Here is a 16734-nt window from a genome sequence, read left to right on the forward strand (position 1 = left end):
ACAGGTGGGGATGTACTGCTGACAGGGGATGTGCTGCTGAGAGCGGGTGTGCTGCCCCGCTAGGGGGATGTGCTGACCGGCGAGACAGAGAGAGCCAGGGCGGCCCTCAGCCGGTCGATCAGGTTTGCCAGCCCGGAGGCCGAGTCGGCGGTGCCGTAGACGTAGTGGTCGGGCCGTACGATCACGGCCGCGCATCCGGTCTCGTCGAACCACGCGCCGTACACACCGTCGAGGTCGGCGACGGCATCCGCGGTCGCCCGCTCACCAATGTGCCAGACGCGGGCACCGAGCTCCGCCGCCGCTTCGGCCGCGGCCCCGGTCTTTGGCGCTCCGTCCCGGGCGTCGACCAGCACGGTGAAGCCGTGGCCGAGCACCTCGTCGAACCGGCCGGACCGCTCGCCGTCACCGACCCGGCCCTGCGGGACGAGGGCGCCGGCGCCGGGCGTGCCGACGGCCACCAGCCCGGGTCCGAGGCCGGGGAAGCGCATCTTCTCCGGCTTCTGGTGCGCCTCGCGGGCGGCGACGAGCCGGGCGTCGCGGGCGGCCGCCGCGACCGGGTCCCGGGTGGTCTGCACCCGGCCGAGCTCGATGCCCTTCTCGACGACGGCCCGTACGTGCGGCTCGCGTTCGGTCTGGTAGGTGTCCAGGAGCGACGGGTCGGACTGGCCGCGCAGGACGCGGTCCAGCTTGAACGCCAGGTTCTGCGCGTCGCGGATGCCGGAGCACATGCCCTGCCCGAGGAACGGCGGCATCTGGTGGGCGGCATCACCGGCCAGCAGGATCCGGCCGGTGCGCCAGGAGTGCGCGATACGGGAGCGGAAGGTGTACGTGGCGACCCGGATGAGGTCGGCGTGGTCCTCGTCGAGGAAGGCCCCGACGCGCTGCCACACCCGTGCGGGCTGCGACTCGGTGGCGAACGCCTCCGCGGAGTCCAGCATGAAGCTGAACCGGTGGTGCCGGGGCCCGAGCGAGATGATGGATATCGGCTGGCGCGGGTCGCACACCTGGCGTGCCATCGGCAGGTCGACCTCGGCGGTGAGCCGGAAATCGCACACCATCCACGGCTCGGAGAAGCCGTAGTCGTCCTGGTCGATGCCGAGCCACTGCCGGGTGAAGCTGTGGCCGCCGTCGCAGGCCACGACGTGGCGGGCGAGCACGTCACGGTCATCGTCCAGGAGCACGCGTACGCCGGTGTCGTCCTGCTCGTAGCCCACGACACGGCTTCCCTGGCGGATCTCGACGTTCGGCAGCGCGCGGCAGGTGTCGTCGAGGGCGTCCTCCAGATCGGGCTGGTACATCATGTACCACTCGGCCCAGCCGCTCCGGCCGACCGGCGAGAACTCGTGCTCGATGAGCAGCTCACCGTCCCCGTTGCGCCACTCGTAGTTCCGCTGCACATGCACCAGCGGCAGCATCCGGTCGGCGATGCCCAGGCGCGCGAACGTGCGCATCGTCTCGTCGTCGAAGATCGCGGCCCGGGGCAGGTTGTACAGCGTCGGATACCTCTCGAGGACGACGACCCGGTGCCCGGCGCCGCCGAGCAGCGCGGCGGTCGCCATGCCCACGGGGCCGTATCCGACGACTGCGATGTCGTACATGGGTGCTCCCTCTCCCCGGCTCAGACGGTGACGAGCTCGGCGTCTGTCGACGCGGCGAGGCCGAGGAGCCGCTCGGCGTTGAGGTGGGCGATCTTGGCCCGGTCGGCCTCGCTGATCGGCGCGGTACGCAGGAAGTCCGTGGCCACCGACATCGACTCGAAGGGGTAGTCGGTGCCGAACAGGATGCGGTCGGCACCGAGCGAGAGCAGCGCGGCCATCAGCGGAGGCGCCGAGCAGACGCCGCTGGTGGTGATCCAGATGTTCTCGCGGAGGTAGGCGGAGGGAACGCCGCGGGCGAGTTCGATGCCGTGGTGCGCGTGGAAGGCCCAGCGTGAGTCCATCCGCCAGAGGACGAACGGAAGGCCTTCGCCCATGTGCCCCAGCAGCAGTTTGGCCTTGGGGAAGTGGTCGAAGACACCGCCGAAGATCATCCGCAGCACATGGGTGGCGGTGTCCACGCCCCAGCTCCACATCGGGCCGACGAGCTCGGGGTGTCCGGAGAAGACGTGTGCGGTGTCCACGCCGTTGGCCGGGTGCAGGTAGAGCGGGACGTCCAGCGCCTCCGCCCGCTCCCACACGACCCGGATGGAGGGATCGTCGAGGTACGTGCCATGGGTGTGCGCGTTGACCAGGGCTCCGCGCATCCCCAGCTGCGTCACCGCGCGCTCCAGTTCGTCCGCCGCCGCGGCGGGGTTCTGCAGGGGCAGTGCGCAGAAGCCTCCGAAGCGCTCCGGGTGCTCGGCGAGGACCCCGGCGAGGAAGTCGTTGACCTTGACCGCCTTGGCGACCGCCACCGAGGCGTCGGTCTCCGCCTGGATTCCGGGAGCGTTGAGGGAGAGCACCTGCATGTCGAGTCCGGCGGCGTCCATCTCGGGGATCCGCTCGTCGACCAGGTCCAGCAGACGGCGTGATGCCTCCGCCCACGCGCCGGGCTGCGCGATCGAGGCCGTCGAGGCGCCGTAGCCGACCAGATCGGCGGTGACGAAGTGCTCTTCGAGAGCGATCAGCTTCATGTCGAGGTTCCTGTCGGGGGTCGTGGGCCGGGGGGTTCGCCGGCGGCCCGTCGCCGCCGGCGGGTTGCCGGGGCGCGGTGGGAACCCGGCGCTTACCAGGGCACCTCGGGACCGCGACGTCCGTTCCGGCATCGTGGCACGCGTTTCACCATCCGTAAAGCACTTCATCCATTCGGAAATGAGGCGGACCTTGTGGGTGTTGCTGTGCCCATGACAACCGCGCCAACTCGGCCTCGCCAGGAGTCGGTCGCGGCACGCGCACCACCGGATGCGGCGACCCCGGCCCGGGTCGCCGCATCCGTCCGTTCACGCCTTCAGCAGCGCCGCGGCCAGTTCGGCGGGGCGGGTGAAGTTCGCTTCATGACTGCCCGGCGCCTCGATGACCGGCACGTCGCCGAGACGCTGCGGGAACCGGGGGACCCAGCCCCACTCGCCGGGCGGCAGCGCCAGATCGTCGGCGGTGATGACGTAGCTGGCCGGAACTCCCAGCGCCGCCGGATCCACCGGGGTGACCGTCTCGGTGAAGTAACGCATGGGCTGGGGCACCAGCAGGCTGTACACGAGGCGCTGCAGGTTTTCATCGGCGTCCTGCATGAACGCCCCGGTGAACACCTCATAGGGGAAGGTCACGCTGTTGTTCCCGGACGCCGCGGCGACCTGCTTGAACATCTCGGCGTAGTGCGGCGGCACCTCCTCCAGCAGCGGCACGCCCTCGGCCGGCACGAAGGCGCTCCAGTAGACGAGCTTGCGCAGTCGCGGCGCCAGCCGGTGCGCGGCACCAGTGAGCGGATAGCCGCCCCAGCTGTGCCCGACCAGGGTCACGTCGCGCAGGTCTTCCCGCTCGACCAGGTCGACGAGAAAGTCGACGACGTCCGCCAGGCTGTGCCGCTCGGGGTCGTCGCCGTCGGCGAGACCGGGCAGCGTGGGCGCGAGGACACGATGTCCGGCCGCGCGCAGGTGTTCGGCGACCGGCCGCCAGCTCCAACCGCCGTGACAGGCACCGGTGATGAGGACGAAGGTTTCTCGCATGCGGGGCTCCTTACGGCGGGCACTGCCCGTCAGCGACTCACAGAGGGCACCCCATCATGAGACACAACAAAAACGGCCGTCAATGAATTGACACAACATTCCGGTACGGTCGCCCCGACTCCACCCCTCCCAGCGCCCGATACGGGCAGGTGAAGCCTCGGATTCCCTGCATCTGGCCGGTTCAGTAATGGCGGCGATCACGCGTCAGTTGTCATAGATCGATCAGCCCCGGCCCCCTACCCCTGCCCCCTGCCCCCTGCCCCCGGACCCTGGGCTGCGCTCAGGCGTCGTGCCCCCGCACGCTCCTGCGNGGCTGCGCTCAGGCGTCGTGCCCCCGCACGCTCCTGCGGAAGCCGATCGGAGACTGGCCGGCGCGCTGGTGGAAGTACTTGCTGAACTGGGTGGGGTCGGCGAAGCCGAGCTGGTCGGCGATCTGGGCGGCGGTGCGATCACTGTGCGCGAGGAGGCGCTTCGCCTCCAGCACCACCCGGCGGTCGATGAATTCCTTCGCGCCCAGGCCTGCCGCGGCGAGGGTGGCCCGGGACAGGGTGCGTGTGGAGTAGCCGAGCATGTGGGCGTAGTCCTCCACTCGCCGGGTGCGGGTGAAAGCCGTTTCGAGCGCGTCACGGAACCTCAGGTACGTCTCGTCCGGTTCTGGCACGGGGCTGCCGAACGGTGTGGCCAGATGGGCCAGGCGCAGCACGAGGACGGAGAGGAGATGGCGCAGGGCAGCCGTGTGCACCGCCAAGGGCAGTTGGCCGAGGGCGTGGAACTCGCGGGTCAGGTGTTCTTCGGCGATACGGAGCGCTTCGGCGTCGTCGGCCACCGGGGTGCTGAGCACGGGTGCGTGCGGGTCCTCCACGCGTGCGGCGGTCGCGGTGGCCTGGTCCAGGAAGTCCTGCCGGAACAGGATCAGGGTGCCTTTGGCGTGTGTCACGTCGCCCCACTGATGCACCTGCCCCGGCCGTACCCAGAGCCAGGAGCCGGGCCGGAGAGAGTAGCCGGTGAAGTCCACGGTGTGCCGGAGGCCGCCGGAGGTGAGCGTGAGCAGATGGTGAAACTCGGGTCGCTGCGGCCCGGCCAGTTTCCCCGGCGCGACCCGGCGGCGCAGGTCGGCCAGCGACAGCACCTCGACGCCGGCGGGGGTGCCGGGCGGGGCCGCGAACGGGATCTCGGGGATGCCGCGAGCGGCAAGCTGTCGGCTTCTGGAACTGCTTCCGGATCGGTCTCTGGCCATGAGCAGCGGCAATCCTATCCCGCTCGACTCGTCATGTCGGAATCTGACCATGACCAGACGCAGTCCTGCCCCGTTCCACGCGGCGCGTCCTCCTACGTTGGGAGTGAGCCGTAGCCACGCATTTTCAACCGCACCGCCCGACCCCCGCACCCGGACGCGAAGGGAACGCGGACCGAAGGGATCTCCTCAGATGACCATCCAGCACGACACCCGGAGCGCCTCGCTGGGGCCGGCCGATCTCCCGGCCGCCGCCGAGACGCTCCGTACCTGGCTCGACGAGGCCGACCGGGTCCTGGTCGCGGCCGGTGCGGGGCTGAGCGCGGCCGCCGGGTACGACTACGGCGACATCGACCGGTTCAGAGAGCTCTTCCCGGCGCTGTACCGGTTGGGGCTGCGCTCCCGGTACCTGCTGGGCGTGCCGCTGCCGGACGACATGATGTGGGGCTACTGGGCCGTCCATATCGACGACATACGTTTCGGTTCCCGGCCCAACTCCCTCTACCGGCACCTGCGTTCGCTGGTCGGGGACCGCGACCACTGGGTGATGACGTCGAACGTCGACGCGCTCTTCGCCCGCAACGGCTTCGAGCCGGACCGGATCTTCACGCCCCAGGGCGACTACGGACGTCTGCAGTGCACCGTGCCGTGCACGCAGGAGACCTGGGCCGGCAAGCCGTTCCTCGAGCGGATCCTCGCCGCGTACGACCCTGGCACGGGGCGAGTGACCGACCCGGCCGCCCTGCCCGTCTGCCCCAACTGCCGAGCGGCCGTCTTCCCCAACGTGCGGGTGGGGCCCGAGTTCGTCGACGGTGCCTACATGCCCGCCGGGGACCGGCTGGCGCGGTGGCTCGGCGACGCACCCAGCGATGCCCCTCTGCTCGTCGTGGAGATAGGCGCCGGTTTCAACACCCCCGGCGTGATCCGCCGGCCCATGGAGAACGTCGTTCGCCACACTCCCGGGGCGCGCCTGGTGCGGGTCAATCCCGACCACCCGGAAGTGCCCGCCGGACTCGGCGCCCGCGCCCTGTCCGTGCCGTTCGGGGCGGACCGGTTCCTGCACGCGCTCACCGCGTGACGACGGGCCTCGCGGAGTCCGCCTCCTCCCCCTGCCCCCGACCGACTTCCCTCTTTCCCCACCGACACGACAGGAAGTAATGCAGGCCATGACTGAATTGCCCGAATCACCGGTGGTGGTCACCGGAGCCACGGGACGCCTCGGCGGGCGCGTCGCCCGCCGCTTGGCCGAGCGAGGCGTGCCACTGAGGCTGCTGGTGCGCAGCCCCGAGCGGGCGCCCAAGCTGCCGGGCGCCACGGCGGTCCGCGGCGGCTACGGCGACCACGACGCGATCCTGCGCGGCCTGAGCGGCGCGGAGACCGTGTTCATGGTGTCCGCTTCCGAGAGCGCCGACCGGCTCTCCCAGCACAGGGCTTTTGTGGACGCTGCCGCGGAGGCGGGTGTCCAGCACCTGGTGTACGTGTCCTTCTTCGGCGCCGCGCCCGATGCCGCCTTCACCCTGGCCCGCGACCACTTCCACACCGAGGAGCACATCCGCGCCGGCGGCATCGCGCACACCTTCCTGCGCGACAACTTCTACGCGGAGCTCGTACCCGATCTGATGGGCGAGGACGGCGTCATCCGCGGTCCGGCGGGGCAGGGACGTACCGCCTTCGTCGCCCAGGACGACATCGCCGACGCCGCCGCCGCGATCCTGACCCGGCCGGCCGACCACGCCGGTAACACCTACGACCTGACCGGGCCCGAGTCCCTGACGCTGGACGAGGCCGCGGCCATCCTGTCCGACGTGCTCGGCCGCACCGTCACCTACCGGCCCGAGACGGTCGAGGAGGCGTACGCCTCCCGCGCCCCCTACGGCGTCCCGCGGTGGCAACTCGACGCCTGGGTGTCCACCTACACGGCCATCGCGGCCGGCCAACTCGACGGCGTCAGCAACGCCGTGCCCCGCCTCACCGGCCACCCCGCCACGCCCCTCGCCGACGTCATCCGCACCACCCGAGGCCCCGACCAGCGGTGAACCGCACCGCCGTACCCAAGGAAAGAACCATGAGCGACAGCAAGAGCACAGTCCTCGAGGCCGCCACCGAACTGTTCGGCGACAAGGACCCCTCCGCCGTCGACCGCTGGGTCGCCGCCGACTACAAGCAGCACAGTGCCCTCGCGGCCGACGGTCCCGAGGCACTGCGCCAACTGGTCCGCGGCCTCGGCGACGGCTTCCGCTACGAAGGGGCCCGGGTCATCGCCGACGGCGACCTGGTCGTCCTGCACGGCACGTACTACGGCTTCGGGCCGGACCCGCTCGTCGCCTTCGACGTCTTCCGGGTCGACGCGGACGGCAAGGTGGCCGAGCACTGGGACGCCCTGACTCCGCGGGTCAAGGACACCGCCTCGGGCCGCTCCCAGACCGACGGCGCCACCGAGATCACCGACGCCGACAAGACCGAGGCCAACCGTGCGCTGGTGACGGAGTTCGCTCAGAAGGTGCTCGTCGGCGCCGACTACTCGGTCCTGACCGACTACATCTCGACGGAGACCTACCACCAGCACAACCCCGAGGCCGCCGACGGCCTCGACGGCTTCGGCGCCGCCGTGGCCAGGTGGGCCGAACAGGGCAAGAACCTCATCTACAAGAAGGTCCACAAGGTCATCGCCGAGGGCGACTTCGTCCTGACGCAGTCCGAGGGCGAGTTCGGCGTACCGGTCGCCTACTACGACCTGTTCCGTGTGGCGGACGGCAAGATCGTCGAGCACTGGGACGCCATCGTGCCCGTCCCGGCCGAACTGCCGCACGCCAACGGCCTGTTCTGACCATCCCCCGCACATCAGCCGCGAACCCGTCGACGGAGCACAGGACATGAGCGATCTGACGTCTTCCTGGTCAGCAGGACGGCTGGAGTACTCATGACCGCCGCCCGCCCCCACGCACCGAGTTCCTCCTGGCCTGCCGGGCTGCCCCTGGGCGCCTACCGTACGGCCGTCGCGCTGGACGAGCCCTTCCGGCCGGCCGCCGCACCGGCCTCGTCCTCGTCCTCGTCCTCGGCCGACCGTCTCCTCCGGCATGTCCGTACGGCGCTCGACCTGCTGAGCACCGACCCGGCCGCGGCCCGGCTCGGAATGGGCGCCGACTCCGTCCGAGGCCTCCGGAACGCCGGTCTCGCGACGGCCCGCCAAGCGCTCAGGGCCGTGCTGACCGTCCGTGACCCGGGCCCGCTGCCCGACGGCGCGGCCGCCGAACTGGACGCCCTGCTCGGCGGCGAACGCCTGGCCCGTCCCGCTGTCGACGCGCGCCGACTGCCCACCATCGCCCAGACGTTCCCCGGCACGCCCTACCCGGCGGCCGACCGAACCGTACTGTGGCAGGGCGACATCACCACCCTCACCGCCGACGCGATCGTCAACGCCGCCAACAGCGCCCTGCTCGGCTGCTTCGTCCCGCGGCACCCCTGCATCGACAACGCCATCCACCATGCCGCCGGCCCGCGCCTGCGCGCCGACTGCCACCTCATCATGAGCCGGCAGAACGCACCGGAACCGACGGGCACCGCCAAGATCACCCGCGGCTACCACCTGCCCGCCCGGTACGTTCTGCACACCGTCGGCCCCATCGTCGACGGCCCCCTGCGCCCGCGGCACGAGCACGCGCTGGCCTCGGCCTACCGCTCCTGCCTGAACCTCGCCGCCGAGGTGGACACCGTCCGCACACTGGCGTTCTGCGCTGTCAGCACAGGAGTCTTCGGCTTTCCCAAATCCCCGGCCGCGCGCATCGCACTGCGGACCGTGGCCGACTGGATGAACACCCACCCGGGCCGACTGGACCGCGTGGTCTTCACCGTGTTCAACGAGGACGACCAGGACGCCTACCGATCAGTCTTGACCAACGCCCCTGTATGACCTGGATGTTGAAGACTCATTCCATCAGCACCGTCGCCCGGTCGGCGGCGCGCCAGAGTGATCGGTCACGGCAGCGAGGGTGCGCGATGTCGGACCTCTTGGCGCGGCAGCGAGCGCACAGCCAGCACCGCGCACAGCGTCGCCAGTGGCAGTTCAGCGCCCACGGCCATGGCGAGGGCGGTGGCGAGTTCGTTTCCCGGCAGGGAGGTCAGTACGTCGAACCAGGCGTCGACGACCAGTAGCGCGGCGGTCGCGGCAGCCGTGAGGCAACGCCGCGGATCCCTGCGGAGCAGCAGGATGCCGGTGGCGGTCAGTCCCAGCGCCTCGAGCGCGTCGAGTCCCACCCACAGGGCGGACCAGTGCGGCACCTGGGCGACGGTGGGCAGGGAGGTGGCCGGTACGAGGAGCCACAGCACCAGGGCGACGCCGCAGCACACCAGCGCCGGGCCCAGACGACCGGCGCCCGAAGTCGGCCGCGGCGGAGGCTCTTTCAGCGGAGCGGCAGTGCGTGCCGTTCCTCGGAGATGGTCCTGTACGACGGTCATGGCTGTCCTGACGCTCGGGGTAGGCGCGTGCCGTGCCTACGCGGGAACCGGTCGGTCGGCCCGTTCCAGTCCACGTCCGGCATGTGGAGGGCGAAGCGCCGGGGCGGGGTGGCTCCCCCACGGCATCCGGCTGTTGACCTCCGGCTCGGTCGTCCCGTCGCGGCCGTCGGCGAACACGAACAGGCGCAGCACCAGGAACCGCCCGACGCCGGCGAGCCCTGCGGCACCGAGGTACACGGCCTGTTCCAGGAGCCCGCCGGCCGTCGGCTGCACGGCGTGGAGTACGAGCACCGCGGCGGTGGTGACCGCGTAGGAGGCCGTGGCCGATCCCGCGGACTGGAGGTGGCGGCGCCAGCCGGCCGGCCGCCCGGTGCGGAAGGTGATGAGTGCGTGCAGTTCCGTGCACAGGAGGGTGGAGACGACGGTGATCAGCGCGTTCGCCATCGTCCACGGCATCACCTCGGCCGCCATCGGTACGGCGGCGCTCGCGAGGAGACCCACTCCGCCGCCGCACAGGACGAAACGAACGAAGGAGGCGAGCGGACCGGGAGCCACGGGGACACGGCCCCCGTCGGGCTTGCCGATGGCGATGACCTCCACATGCCGTGACGCGCTCATCGTCTCCCCCACTCACGTCAGGGGGTGACCCCCTCCTGGTTTCCTCCCTTGTCACGCTAGGAGCGCGCGGCCCGCGAACAGTGGTACTGGGGGCGTCAATGGTGGGACCCCGGTGGTACCGCGGTACCACTCGGCCGCCGAAGTGTCCCCTGTGGTCCCAGGGTTCAGGCCTTCCGCACTCGTAGTTTCGAACGCAGATGCCGCGGTGCTTCCGTGGCCGGATTTCGAGGCGAGGAAGGCCAATACCCATGATCGAAGCACGTGAGCTGACGAAGCGGTACGGGGACAAGACGGTCGTCGACCACCTGAGCTTCACCGTGAAGCCGGGTGAGGTGACCGGATTCCTGGGCCCCAACGGCGCCGGCAAATCCACCACCATGCGCATGATCATCGGCCTGGACTCCCCCACCGAGGGCTCGGTCACCGTCAACGGACGCTCCTACGCCCGGCACGCCGCACCGCTGCAGGAGATCGGCACCCTGCTGGAGGCCAAGTCCGTCCACCCGGGGCGCACCGCGGTCAACCACCTGATGGCGCTGGCGCACACCCACGGCATTCCGCGCCGCCGGGTGGAGGAGGTCATCGAGCTGGCCGGGCTGACCAGCGTGGCCGGCAAGCGCGTGGGCGCCTTCTCCCTCGGCATGGGCCAGCGGCTCGGCATCGCCGCGGCCCTCCTGGGCGACCCGGGGATCGTCATGCTCGACGAACCGGTCAACGGCCTCGACCCCGAGGGCGTGCTGTGGGTGCGCAACCTCCTGCGCAGCCTGGCCGAAGAGGGCCGGGCTGTGATGCTCTCCTCGCACCTGATGAGCGAGACCGCCCTGATCGCCGACCACCTCGTGATCATCGGACGCGGCCGGCTGCTCGCGGACACCACCGTCGACGACTTCGTCCAGGACGCCGGCGGCGCCGGCGTGAAGGTCGCCAGCACCGAGGCCAGGAGGCTGCGTTCGGTGCTGGCCGGCCCGGACGTCACGATCAGCTCCTCCACCGACGAGGAGCTGCTGGTCACCGGACGCGATGCCCGGGAGATCGGGGCCATCGCCGCGCAGCACGGGGTGCCGCTGTACGAACTCACCCCGCAGTCCGTCTCGTTGGAGGCTGCCTTCATGGACCTCACCCGAGACGCCGTCGAGTACCACAGCGCCCCCGCCGACACCGAACGAAAGGCCGCCTGATGGCTACCACCGCACTGCGCCGCAAGCAGCGCCCTGGCAAGGACCGAAACCTCTCCGCGGCGCCTGATCCCGAGACCCCTGCTTCCAGGACTCCCGCTTCCAAGACGGCTTACAAGGTGACCGGCATCCGGATACTGCGTTCGGAGTGGGCCAAGTTCTGGTCGCTGCGCTCCAGTTGGATCACCCTGGGTGTCGCCGTGGTCCTGCTGATCCTCTTCGGGGCGATCGCCTCCTACACCTACAGTCCCGACGCCGTCGCGACCGGCGGACCGCCCGGCCCGGGCTCCGGAGGCGACAGCGACGCGATCAGCCTGGCTCTGACCGGCGTGACCTTCGCGTCGCTGGCCATCGGCGTGCTCGGAGTGCTGCTGTCCGCGGGCGAGTACAGCACCGGAATGATCCGCTCCACCCTCGCCGCGGTACCGCGCAGGCTGCCCGTCCTGTGGTCCAAGGCCGCCGTGATCGGGCCCATCGCCCTGGTCCTCACCACCATCGGCGCGCTGGCCGCGTTCCAGTTGGGCACCCCGGGCCTGGACGGTGAGAACATCGCGCTCGCTCTGGGCGACGACGGCGTGCTGCGCAGCCTGGCCGGCGCCGGCGTCTACCTCGGCCTGGTCGCCGTGTTCGGTGTGGCCCTGGGCGTGCTGATCCGCTCCTCCGCCGGGGCCATCGCGGCCCTGGTCGGCGTCCTGCTCATCCTGCCCGGCCTGGCGTCGCTGCTGCCCGACTCCTGGTACGACACGCTCAGCCCCTACTTCCCGAGCAACGCGGGCTCGGCCATCTACGCCCTGCACGAGTCCTCGGACGCCCTCTCGCCCGGGGCAGGGCTCGCGGTCTTCGCCGGCTGGGTGGCACTGACACTCGCCGGGGCCGCATTTCGGCTCGCCCGGACCGACGCCTGACCAGCGAACCGAGGACAATGAGGTCCATGAGTCCGGAACGCGCGGCCACCGCCGCGGACACCGCCCAGGGGACGGCGCTCGCGCCGTCCCCTGGTCTCGACGCCGCCTGGGCGCACCCGCTCCTGGGCCGTCTGCTGCGCGACCAGAGCCGCCGGCAGCGGCTGGACCGCCGGCATCCGTGGCTGCTCGACACCGCGGTGGTGCTGATCGTCGTCCTCATCAGCCTGCCCGACCTGCTGTCCAGCCGCAGCAACGGTCCCTTCGGGGACGCGGTCCACCGCGGTCAGGTGCCGACCGGCGTCCTGTTCCTCTTCGCCGCAGCACTCATCGTGCCGCTGTGGTGGCGTCGGCGGGCTCCGGCCGTCACGTTCTTCGTGATCGCGCTGGTGTCCCTCGTCCAGTGGTCGTTCGGCGTGTGGCAGCAGGCGGGCATCGCTACTCTCGTGGCCCTGTACTCCCTGGCCCTGCACGGTTCGTTGCGCGTGCTGGGCTGGGCCGCCGCGGCGACTGTCGCCGAAGTGACCGTGGCGGTCTGCGTCCTGGTGGACGTCGGGAATCCGCTGCGCGGCCTCTTCTTCCTGCTGGGGACGGCGACGGCCGCCATCGCCGTCGGCCTGACACTCCGTATCCGCCGGATGTATCTGGCGGCGCTGGAGGACCGGGCCCGGCGCCTCGAGATCGAACAGGACCAACGCGTCCAGCTCACCGCCGCCGCCGAGCGCTCCCGGGTCGCACGCGAGATGCACGACATCGTCGGCCACAATCTCTCGGTCATGGTCAGTGTCGCCGACGGCGCCGCGACCCTCGCCACCAACAACAACGAGCGATCCGCCGAGGCCCTGCGCATCCTCGGCGACACGGGCCGCCAGGCCATGAGCGAACTTCGCCGCGTCCTGGGCGTCCTGCGCGAGGAACAGCAGGACGACGTACGGATGCTCAGCCCGCAGCCCGGGGTGGGTGACCTGGACTCCCTGCTGGCGCGGGTCCGCGCAGCGGGGCTGAGGGTGACCTACCGGACCGTGGGCGATCTCGACGCCCTGGGCAGCGGCGTACAGCTCACCGTGTACCGCATCGTCCAGGAATCACTGACCAACACGCTCAAGCACGCGGGTACGGGCTCCGCGGCCGAGGTCACCGTGGCCGCCGAATCCGGCACCGTGCGGATACGGGTCGCCGACACCGGAACACCACCGGAGGCCCCCGTGCGAGCGGAGCCGGGGGCCGGCGGCCCCGGGCATGGCCTGGTCGGCATCCGTCAGCGGGCGGCCATGTACGGCGGCACCGTCACCATCGGCCCCCGCGACACCGGGCACGGCTGGATCGTGGACGTCCTACTCGACGTGCCCTCCGCACCCATCCTGTCGGCATCAGGAGAACATCTGCCATGACCACCGTGCTGATCGCCGACGACCAGCCCCTGCAGCGCATGGGCTTCCGCATGCTCATCGAGGGCACTCCCGGCCTGACCCCGGTCGGCGAGGCCCAGCACGGGGCCGAGGCCGTCCGCCTGACCGCGGAGCTGCGCCCCGACGTCGTCCTCATGGACGTCCGCATGCCCGGCATGGACGGTCTGGAGGCGACGCGCCGGATCGTCGCCACCGGCGGCCGCACCCGCGTCCTCATCGTCACCACCTTCGACCTCGACGAGTACGCGTACGAAGGTCTGCGCGCCGGTGCCAGCGGCTTCCTGCTCAAGGACGCCCGCCCCGAGGAACTCGTGGCCGGCATCCAGGCGGTCGCCACCGGCGACGCCGTCGTGGCCCCGAGGCTGACCCGGCGGCTGCTGGACGCCTACGCCCACCAGGTGCTCGCACCGGCCGGCGCCGCCGCGCCGGAGGATCCGCGGTTGCAGACGCTCAGCGACCGCGAACGAGAGGTCCTGGTCGCCATCGGACAGGGCTGGACGAACACCGAGATCGCCGAACGATTCGTCCTCACCGAGTCCACGGTGAAGAAGCACGTCGGCCGCGTCCTCGCCAAGATCGGCGCTCGCGACCGCATCCAGGCCGTGATCATGGCGTACGACGCCGGGCTGGTCCGGGCGAAGCCGTAGCCGGCCCGAGGTGCCGGCCCGTTTCTCAGGAAGTTCCCAGAACCGCACGGCTCCCGGCACCACCGTGCGGGGCGGGCGAATCAAGCTCAGGGGCGACTGCCCGAACCGGTCGCGAGCAACCCGTTGACCACGAGCGTCGCCAACGATTCCGCCGTGGCCGTGAGTTGTTCCGGTGAGGCGGTCTCGGGCCGGCCCAGACGCCGCGCCAGAGGCCCGTCCACCATTCCCGAGACGGGAGGGATGACGGCGAAGAACAGCACGTCCATCGGGATGGGCGCCATGCGTCCGGAGGCGACGAGCCGCTCGATGCTGGGCACCAGAGTCTGCAGGGTCGGAGCGATGTAGCGCTCGTACAGGTAGTCCAACCGCTCGGTGTCCCGGGAGAATTCGTCGACGACGACCCGCCCGATCAGGGGCGTGTCCACCGCGGTCCGGTAGAAGCCGGTGATGATCTGCCGCAGCCGCTCCGCGTCATCTTCATCGCCGTCATCGCCGTCATCGCCGTCATCGCCGTCATCGCCGACCGAGGAATCCACCTGCGGCAGGCGCGCCAGCTGCGCCCCCAGCGCGGAGTCCATCACCGCACGCCAGAAAGCCGCCTTCGACCCGTACCGGTCGTTGATGAAGTTGTGGCTGACGCCCAGGCGGCGGGCCAGCTCGCGCGCGGAGGCATGGTCGTAGCCCAGCTCCGCGAAGGCCTCCAGCCCTCGCAGCAGGATGCTCTCCTCCTCGGGCACCGCGGGAGTGTGCGCGCCGGGGCGCCCCGGCCGTCGAGCGGATTCGGCTCTTGCTCCCACCACTGCCTCCATACGTACTCGGCGGTCTGTCCCGGGACCATCGTAAGGACCCGCGAGCACCCCGCGAGCACCCCGCGAGCACCTTACTTGACACGCGTCAGATTACGGCTAATCTGACAGGTGTCAGAGCAACGGGGGAGCGATCACCCGGGTGCCCGGGCGGCCCTGATGCTCATTCCTTCCACGTGACGAGCTCCAGCGACGCAGCCGTCCCGCCCCGCACCACCGAACGTCCCACCCCCTTGTCCCACTTCCTCTTCTGGTCTTCGGGAGTTTTCGTCATGTCCCACACCTCAGCCGACACACCGGGCGCGGCCACCGTGTCCCCCCTCCCATCCACCGACGCACCCCCTCGACATCGCTGGTGGATCCTCGCCGTCATCGGCGTGGCCCAGCTCATGGTGGTCCTGGACGCGACGATCGTGAACATCGCCCTGCCCTCGGCCCAGAAGGACCTGGGATTCTCCGACGGCGACCGGCAGTGGGTCGTCACCGCCTACGCCCTCGCCTTCGGCAGCCTGCTCCTGCTCGGTGGCCGTATAGCCGACCTGTTCGGCCGCAAGATGACCTTCCTGGTCGGGTTGGTCGGGTTCGCCGGCGCCTCCGCCGTCGGCGGCGCCGCCACCAGCTTCGAGATGCTCATCGCCGCCCGCGCCGGGCAGGGCCTGTTCGGCGCCCTGCTGGCACCGGCCGCCCTGTCACTGCTCACCGTGACGTTCACCGACGCCAAGGAGCGCGCCAAGGCCTTCGGCGTGTACGGCGCCATCGCCGGAGCCGGCGGCGCCATCGGCCTCCTCCTCGGTGGCGTACTGACCGAGTACCTCGACTGGCGCTGGACCCTCTACGTCAACCTCGCCTTCGCCGCCGTCGCCTTCATCGGCGGTGTGATCCTGCTGCAGCGCGCCACCCGCGACAAGTCCGCCAAGATCGACATCCCCGGCGCCGTCCTCGTCGGCGGGGGCCTGTTCTGCCTGGTCTACGGCTTCTCCAACGCCGAGAGCCACGACTGGAACTCCGTGGCCACCTGGGGCTTCCTGCTCGCCGGCGCCGTACTGCTCGCCGCGTTCACCTGGTGGCAGACCCGCGCCGGCCATCCCCTGCTGCCCCTGCGGATCCTGCTCGACCGCAACCGCGGCGCCTCCTTCATCGCCATCCTGATCACGGGCGCCGGCATGTTCGGTGTCTTCCTCTTCCTCACCTACTACCTGCAGCAGAGCCTCGGCTACACCCCCATCGAGACCGGTCTGGCCTTCCTGCCCATGGTCGCCGGGTTGATGCTCGCCTCCACCCTCGCCTCCACCGTGCTGATCCCCCGCCTCGGCCCCAAGCCGGTGGTCCCGCTGGGCATGGGCCTCGCCGCGGCCGGCATGGTGTGGCTGACCGCCCTCGACCTGAACAGCTCGTACGCCACAGACGTCCTGCCCCCGCTGGTCGTGGCGGGACTCGGCCTCGGTCTGGTGATGGCCCCGGGCATGAGCCTGGCGACCGCCGGCGTGCGCGCCGAGGACTCCGGCGTCGCCTCGGCGGCCGTCAACACCATGCAGCAGGTGGGCGGTTCCCTCGGCACCGCCCTCCTCAACACCCTCTCCACCAGCGCCGCCACCGACTACCTCGTCGGCAAGAACCCCAAGGACCCCGCCGTCCTCGCCCACGCCGGCCTCGAGGCCTACTCCACCGCCTACTGGTGGTCCGCCGCCTTCTTCGCGGCCGGCCTGGCCATCAGCGCGATCCTCTACCGGCGCGGCGCCCCCGCCACCGACCCCGACGCGGCCCCCGTCGTCCATATGTAAGGCCCCAGTTGGGGCCACACCGACCCCGCCCCCCTCCGCGACGGCCCGCCGGATGTCCGGCGGGCCG

16 protein-coding genes are annotated in these 16734 nt (G+C 70.9%); 9 read left to right on the plus strand and 7 right to left on the minus strand.

The features are described from left to right. Positions 1 to 59 precede the first annotated feature (59 nt). The 4 genes from mhpA to FGD71_RS01350 form a co-directional block, all read right to left on the minus strand. Positions 60 to 1598 carry a bifunctional 3-(3-hydroxy-phenyl)propionate/3-hydroxycinnamic acid hydroxylase MhpA gene (gene mhpA, locus FGD71_RS01335; RefSeq protein ID WP_119098490.1) on the minus strand — a complete coding sequence of 513 codons (1539 nt, stop codon included), beginning with the start codon at positions 1596 to 1598 and terminating at the stop codon, positions 60 to 62. A gap of 20 nt (positions 1599 to 1618) precedes the next feature. Then, positions 1619 to 2611: an amidohydrolase family protein gene (locus FGD71_RS01340; protein WP_119098491.1), complete on the minus strand. Its 993-nt coding sequence runs from the start codon at positions 2609 to 2611 to the stop codon at positions 1619 to 1621. A gap of 306 nt (positions 2612 to 2917) precedes the next feature. Continuing rightward, a complete protein-coding gene (locus FGD71_RS01345; protein WP_119098492.1) occupies positions 2918 to 3640 on the minus strand; it encodes an alpha/beta fold hydrolase in 723 nt (240 codons plus the stop codon). Positions 3641 to 3959: 319 nt separating this feature from the next. After that, a complete protein-coding gene (locus tag FGD71_RS01350) occupies positions 3960 to 4877 on the minus strand; it encodes a helix-turn-helix domain-containing protein (protein ID WP_119098493.1) in 918 nt (305 codons plus the stop codon). A 190-nt stretch (positions 4878 to 5067) separates the two neighbouring features. Here FGD71_RS01350 and FGD71_RS01355 point away from each other — a divergent pair, with 190 nt between their 5' ends. The 4 genes from FGD71_RS01355 to FGD71_RS01370 all read left to right on the plus strand — a co-directional run bounded on the left by FGD71_RS01355 (position 5068) and on the right by FGD71_RS01370 (position 8784). Next, a complete protein-coding gene (locus tag FGD71_RS01355) occupies positions 5068 to 5952 on the plus strand; it encodes an SIR2 family NAD-dependent protein deacylase (RefSeq protein ID WP_119098494.1) in 885 nt (294 codons plus the stop codon). Positions 5953 to 6040: 88 nt separating this feature from the next. Beyond that, positions 6041 to 6910 (plus strand): SDR family oxidoreductase, encoded by an 870-nt coding sequence (locus FGD71_RS01360; protein ID WP_162930989.1) that lies wholly within the window; start codon positions 6041 to 6043, stop codon positions 6908 to 6910. A gap of 29 nt (positions 6911 to 6939) precedes the next feature. Beyond that, positions 6940 to 7701, plus strand: a complete 762-nt coding sequence (locus FGD71_RS01365) for a nuclear transport factor 2 family protein (RefSeq protein ID WP_119098496.1) — start codon at positions 6940 to 6942, stop codon at positions 7699 to 7701. A gap of 93 nt (positions 7702 to 7794) precedes the next feature. After that, positions 7795 to 8784, plus strand: coding sequence for a protein-ADP-ribose hydrolase (locus FGD71_RS01370; protein WP_119098497.1), 990 nt, complete (start codon positions 7795 to 7797; stop codon positions 8782 to 8784). 65 nt (positions 8785 to 8849) lie between these two features. On the opposite strand, the gene FGD71_RS01375 is transcribed toward FGD71_RS01370, so the two are convergent. Then, entirely contained in the window at positions 8850 to 9329 is a 480-nt protein-coding gene (locus FGD71_RS01375; protein WP_240436332.1) for a hypothetical protein, read from the minus strand. Between the two features lie 36 nt (positions 9330 to 9365). Then, positions 9366 to 9947, minus strand: coding sequence for a GtrA domain-containing protein (locus FGD71_RS01380; RefSeq protein ID WP_276147112.1), 582 nt, complete (start codon positions 9945 to 9947; stop codon positions 9366 to 9368). A 248-nt stretch (positions 9948 to 10195) separates the two neighbouring features. On the opposite strand from FGD71_RS01380, the gene FGD71_RS01385 reads away from it, so the two are divergent. Genes FGD71_RS01385 through FGD71_RS01400 form a run of 4 tightly spaced genes read left to right on the plus strand, consistent with a single transcriptional unit; the run spans position 10196 to position 14080 of the window. After that, positions 10196 to 11125, plus strand: a complete 930-nt coding sequence (locus FGD71_RS01385) for an ABC transporter ATP-binding protein (protein ID WP_119098498.1) — start codon at positions 10196 to 10198, stop codon at positions 11123 to 11125. Further along, the gene (locus FGD71_RS01390; RefSeq protein WP_119098499.1) at positions 11125 to 12027 is read left to right on the plus strand and encodes an ABC-2 transporter permease; all 903 of its coding nucleotides are present in this window, start codon (positions 11125 to 11127) and stop codon (positions 12025 to 12027) included. Before FGD71_RS01385 ends, FGD71_RS01390 begins: the two co-directional genes overlap by 1 nt. A gap of 26 nt (positions 12028 to 12053) precedes the next feature. Next, the gene (locus FGD71_RS01395; protein ID WP_119098500.1) at positions 12054 to 13415 is read left to right on the plus strand and encodes a sensor histidine kinase; all 1362 of its coding nucleotides are present in this window, start codon (positions 12054 to 12056) and stop codon (positions 13413 to 13415) included. Further along, positions 13412 to 14080 carry a response regulator gene (locus FGD71_RS01400; RefSeq protein ID WP_119098501.1) on the plus strand — a complete coding sequence of 223 codons (669 nt, stop codon included), beginning with the start codon at positions 13412 to 13414 and terminating at the stop codon, positions 14078 to 14080. The genes FGD71_RS01395 and FGD71_RS01400 overlap by 4 nt, the downstream gene beginning before the upstream one ends. An 86-nt stretch (positions 14081 to 14166) precedes the next feature. Here the strand turns inward: FGD71_RS01400 and FGD71_RS01405 are convergent, their stop codons facing one another. Next, positions 14167 to 14817, minus strand: a complete 651-nt coding sequence (locus FGD71_RS01405; RefSeq protein ID WP_240436333.1) for a TetR/AcrR family transcriptional regulator — start codon at positions 14815 to 14817, stop codon at positions 14167 to 14169. 341 nt (positions 14818 to 15158) lie between these two features. Here FGD71_RS01405 and FGD71_RS01410 point away from each other — a divergent pair, with 341 nt between their 5' ends. Further along, positions 15159 to 16667: an MFS transporter gene (locus FGD71_RS01410; RefSeq protein ID WP_119098503.1), complete on the plus strand. Its 1509-nt coding sequence runs from the start codon at positions 15159 to 15161 to the stop codon at positions 16665 to 16667. The last annotated feature ends 67 nt before the right edge of the window (positions 16668 to 16734 follow it).

This window comes from Streptomyces sporangiiformans (assembly GCF_005768555.2).
Taxonomy (GTDB): domain Bacteria; phylum Actinomycetota; class Actinomycetes; order Streptomycetales; family Streptomycetaceae; genus Streptomyces; species Streptomyces sporangiiformans.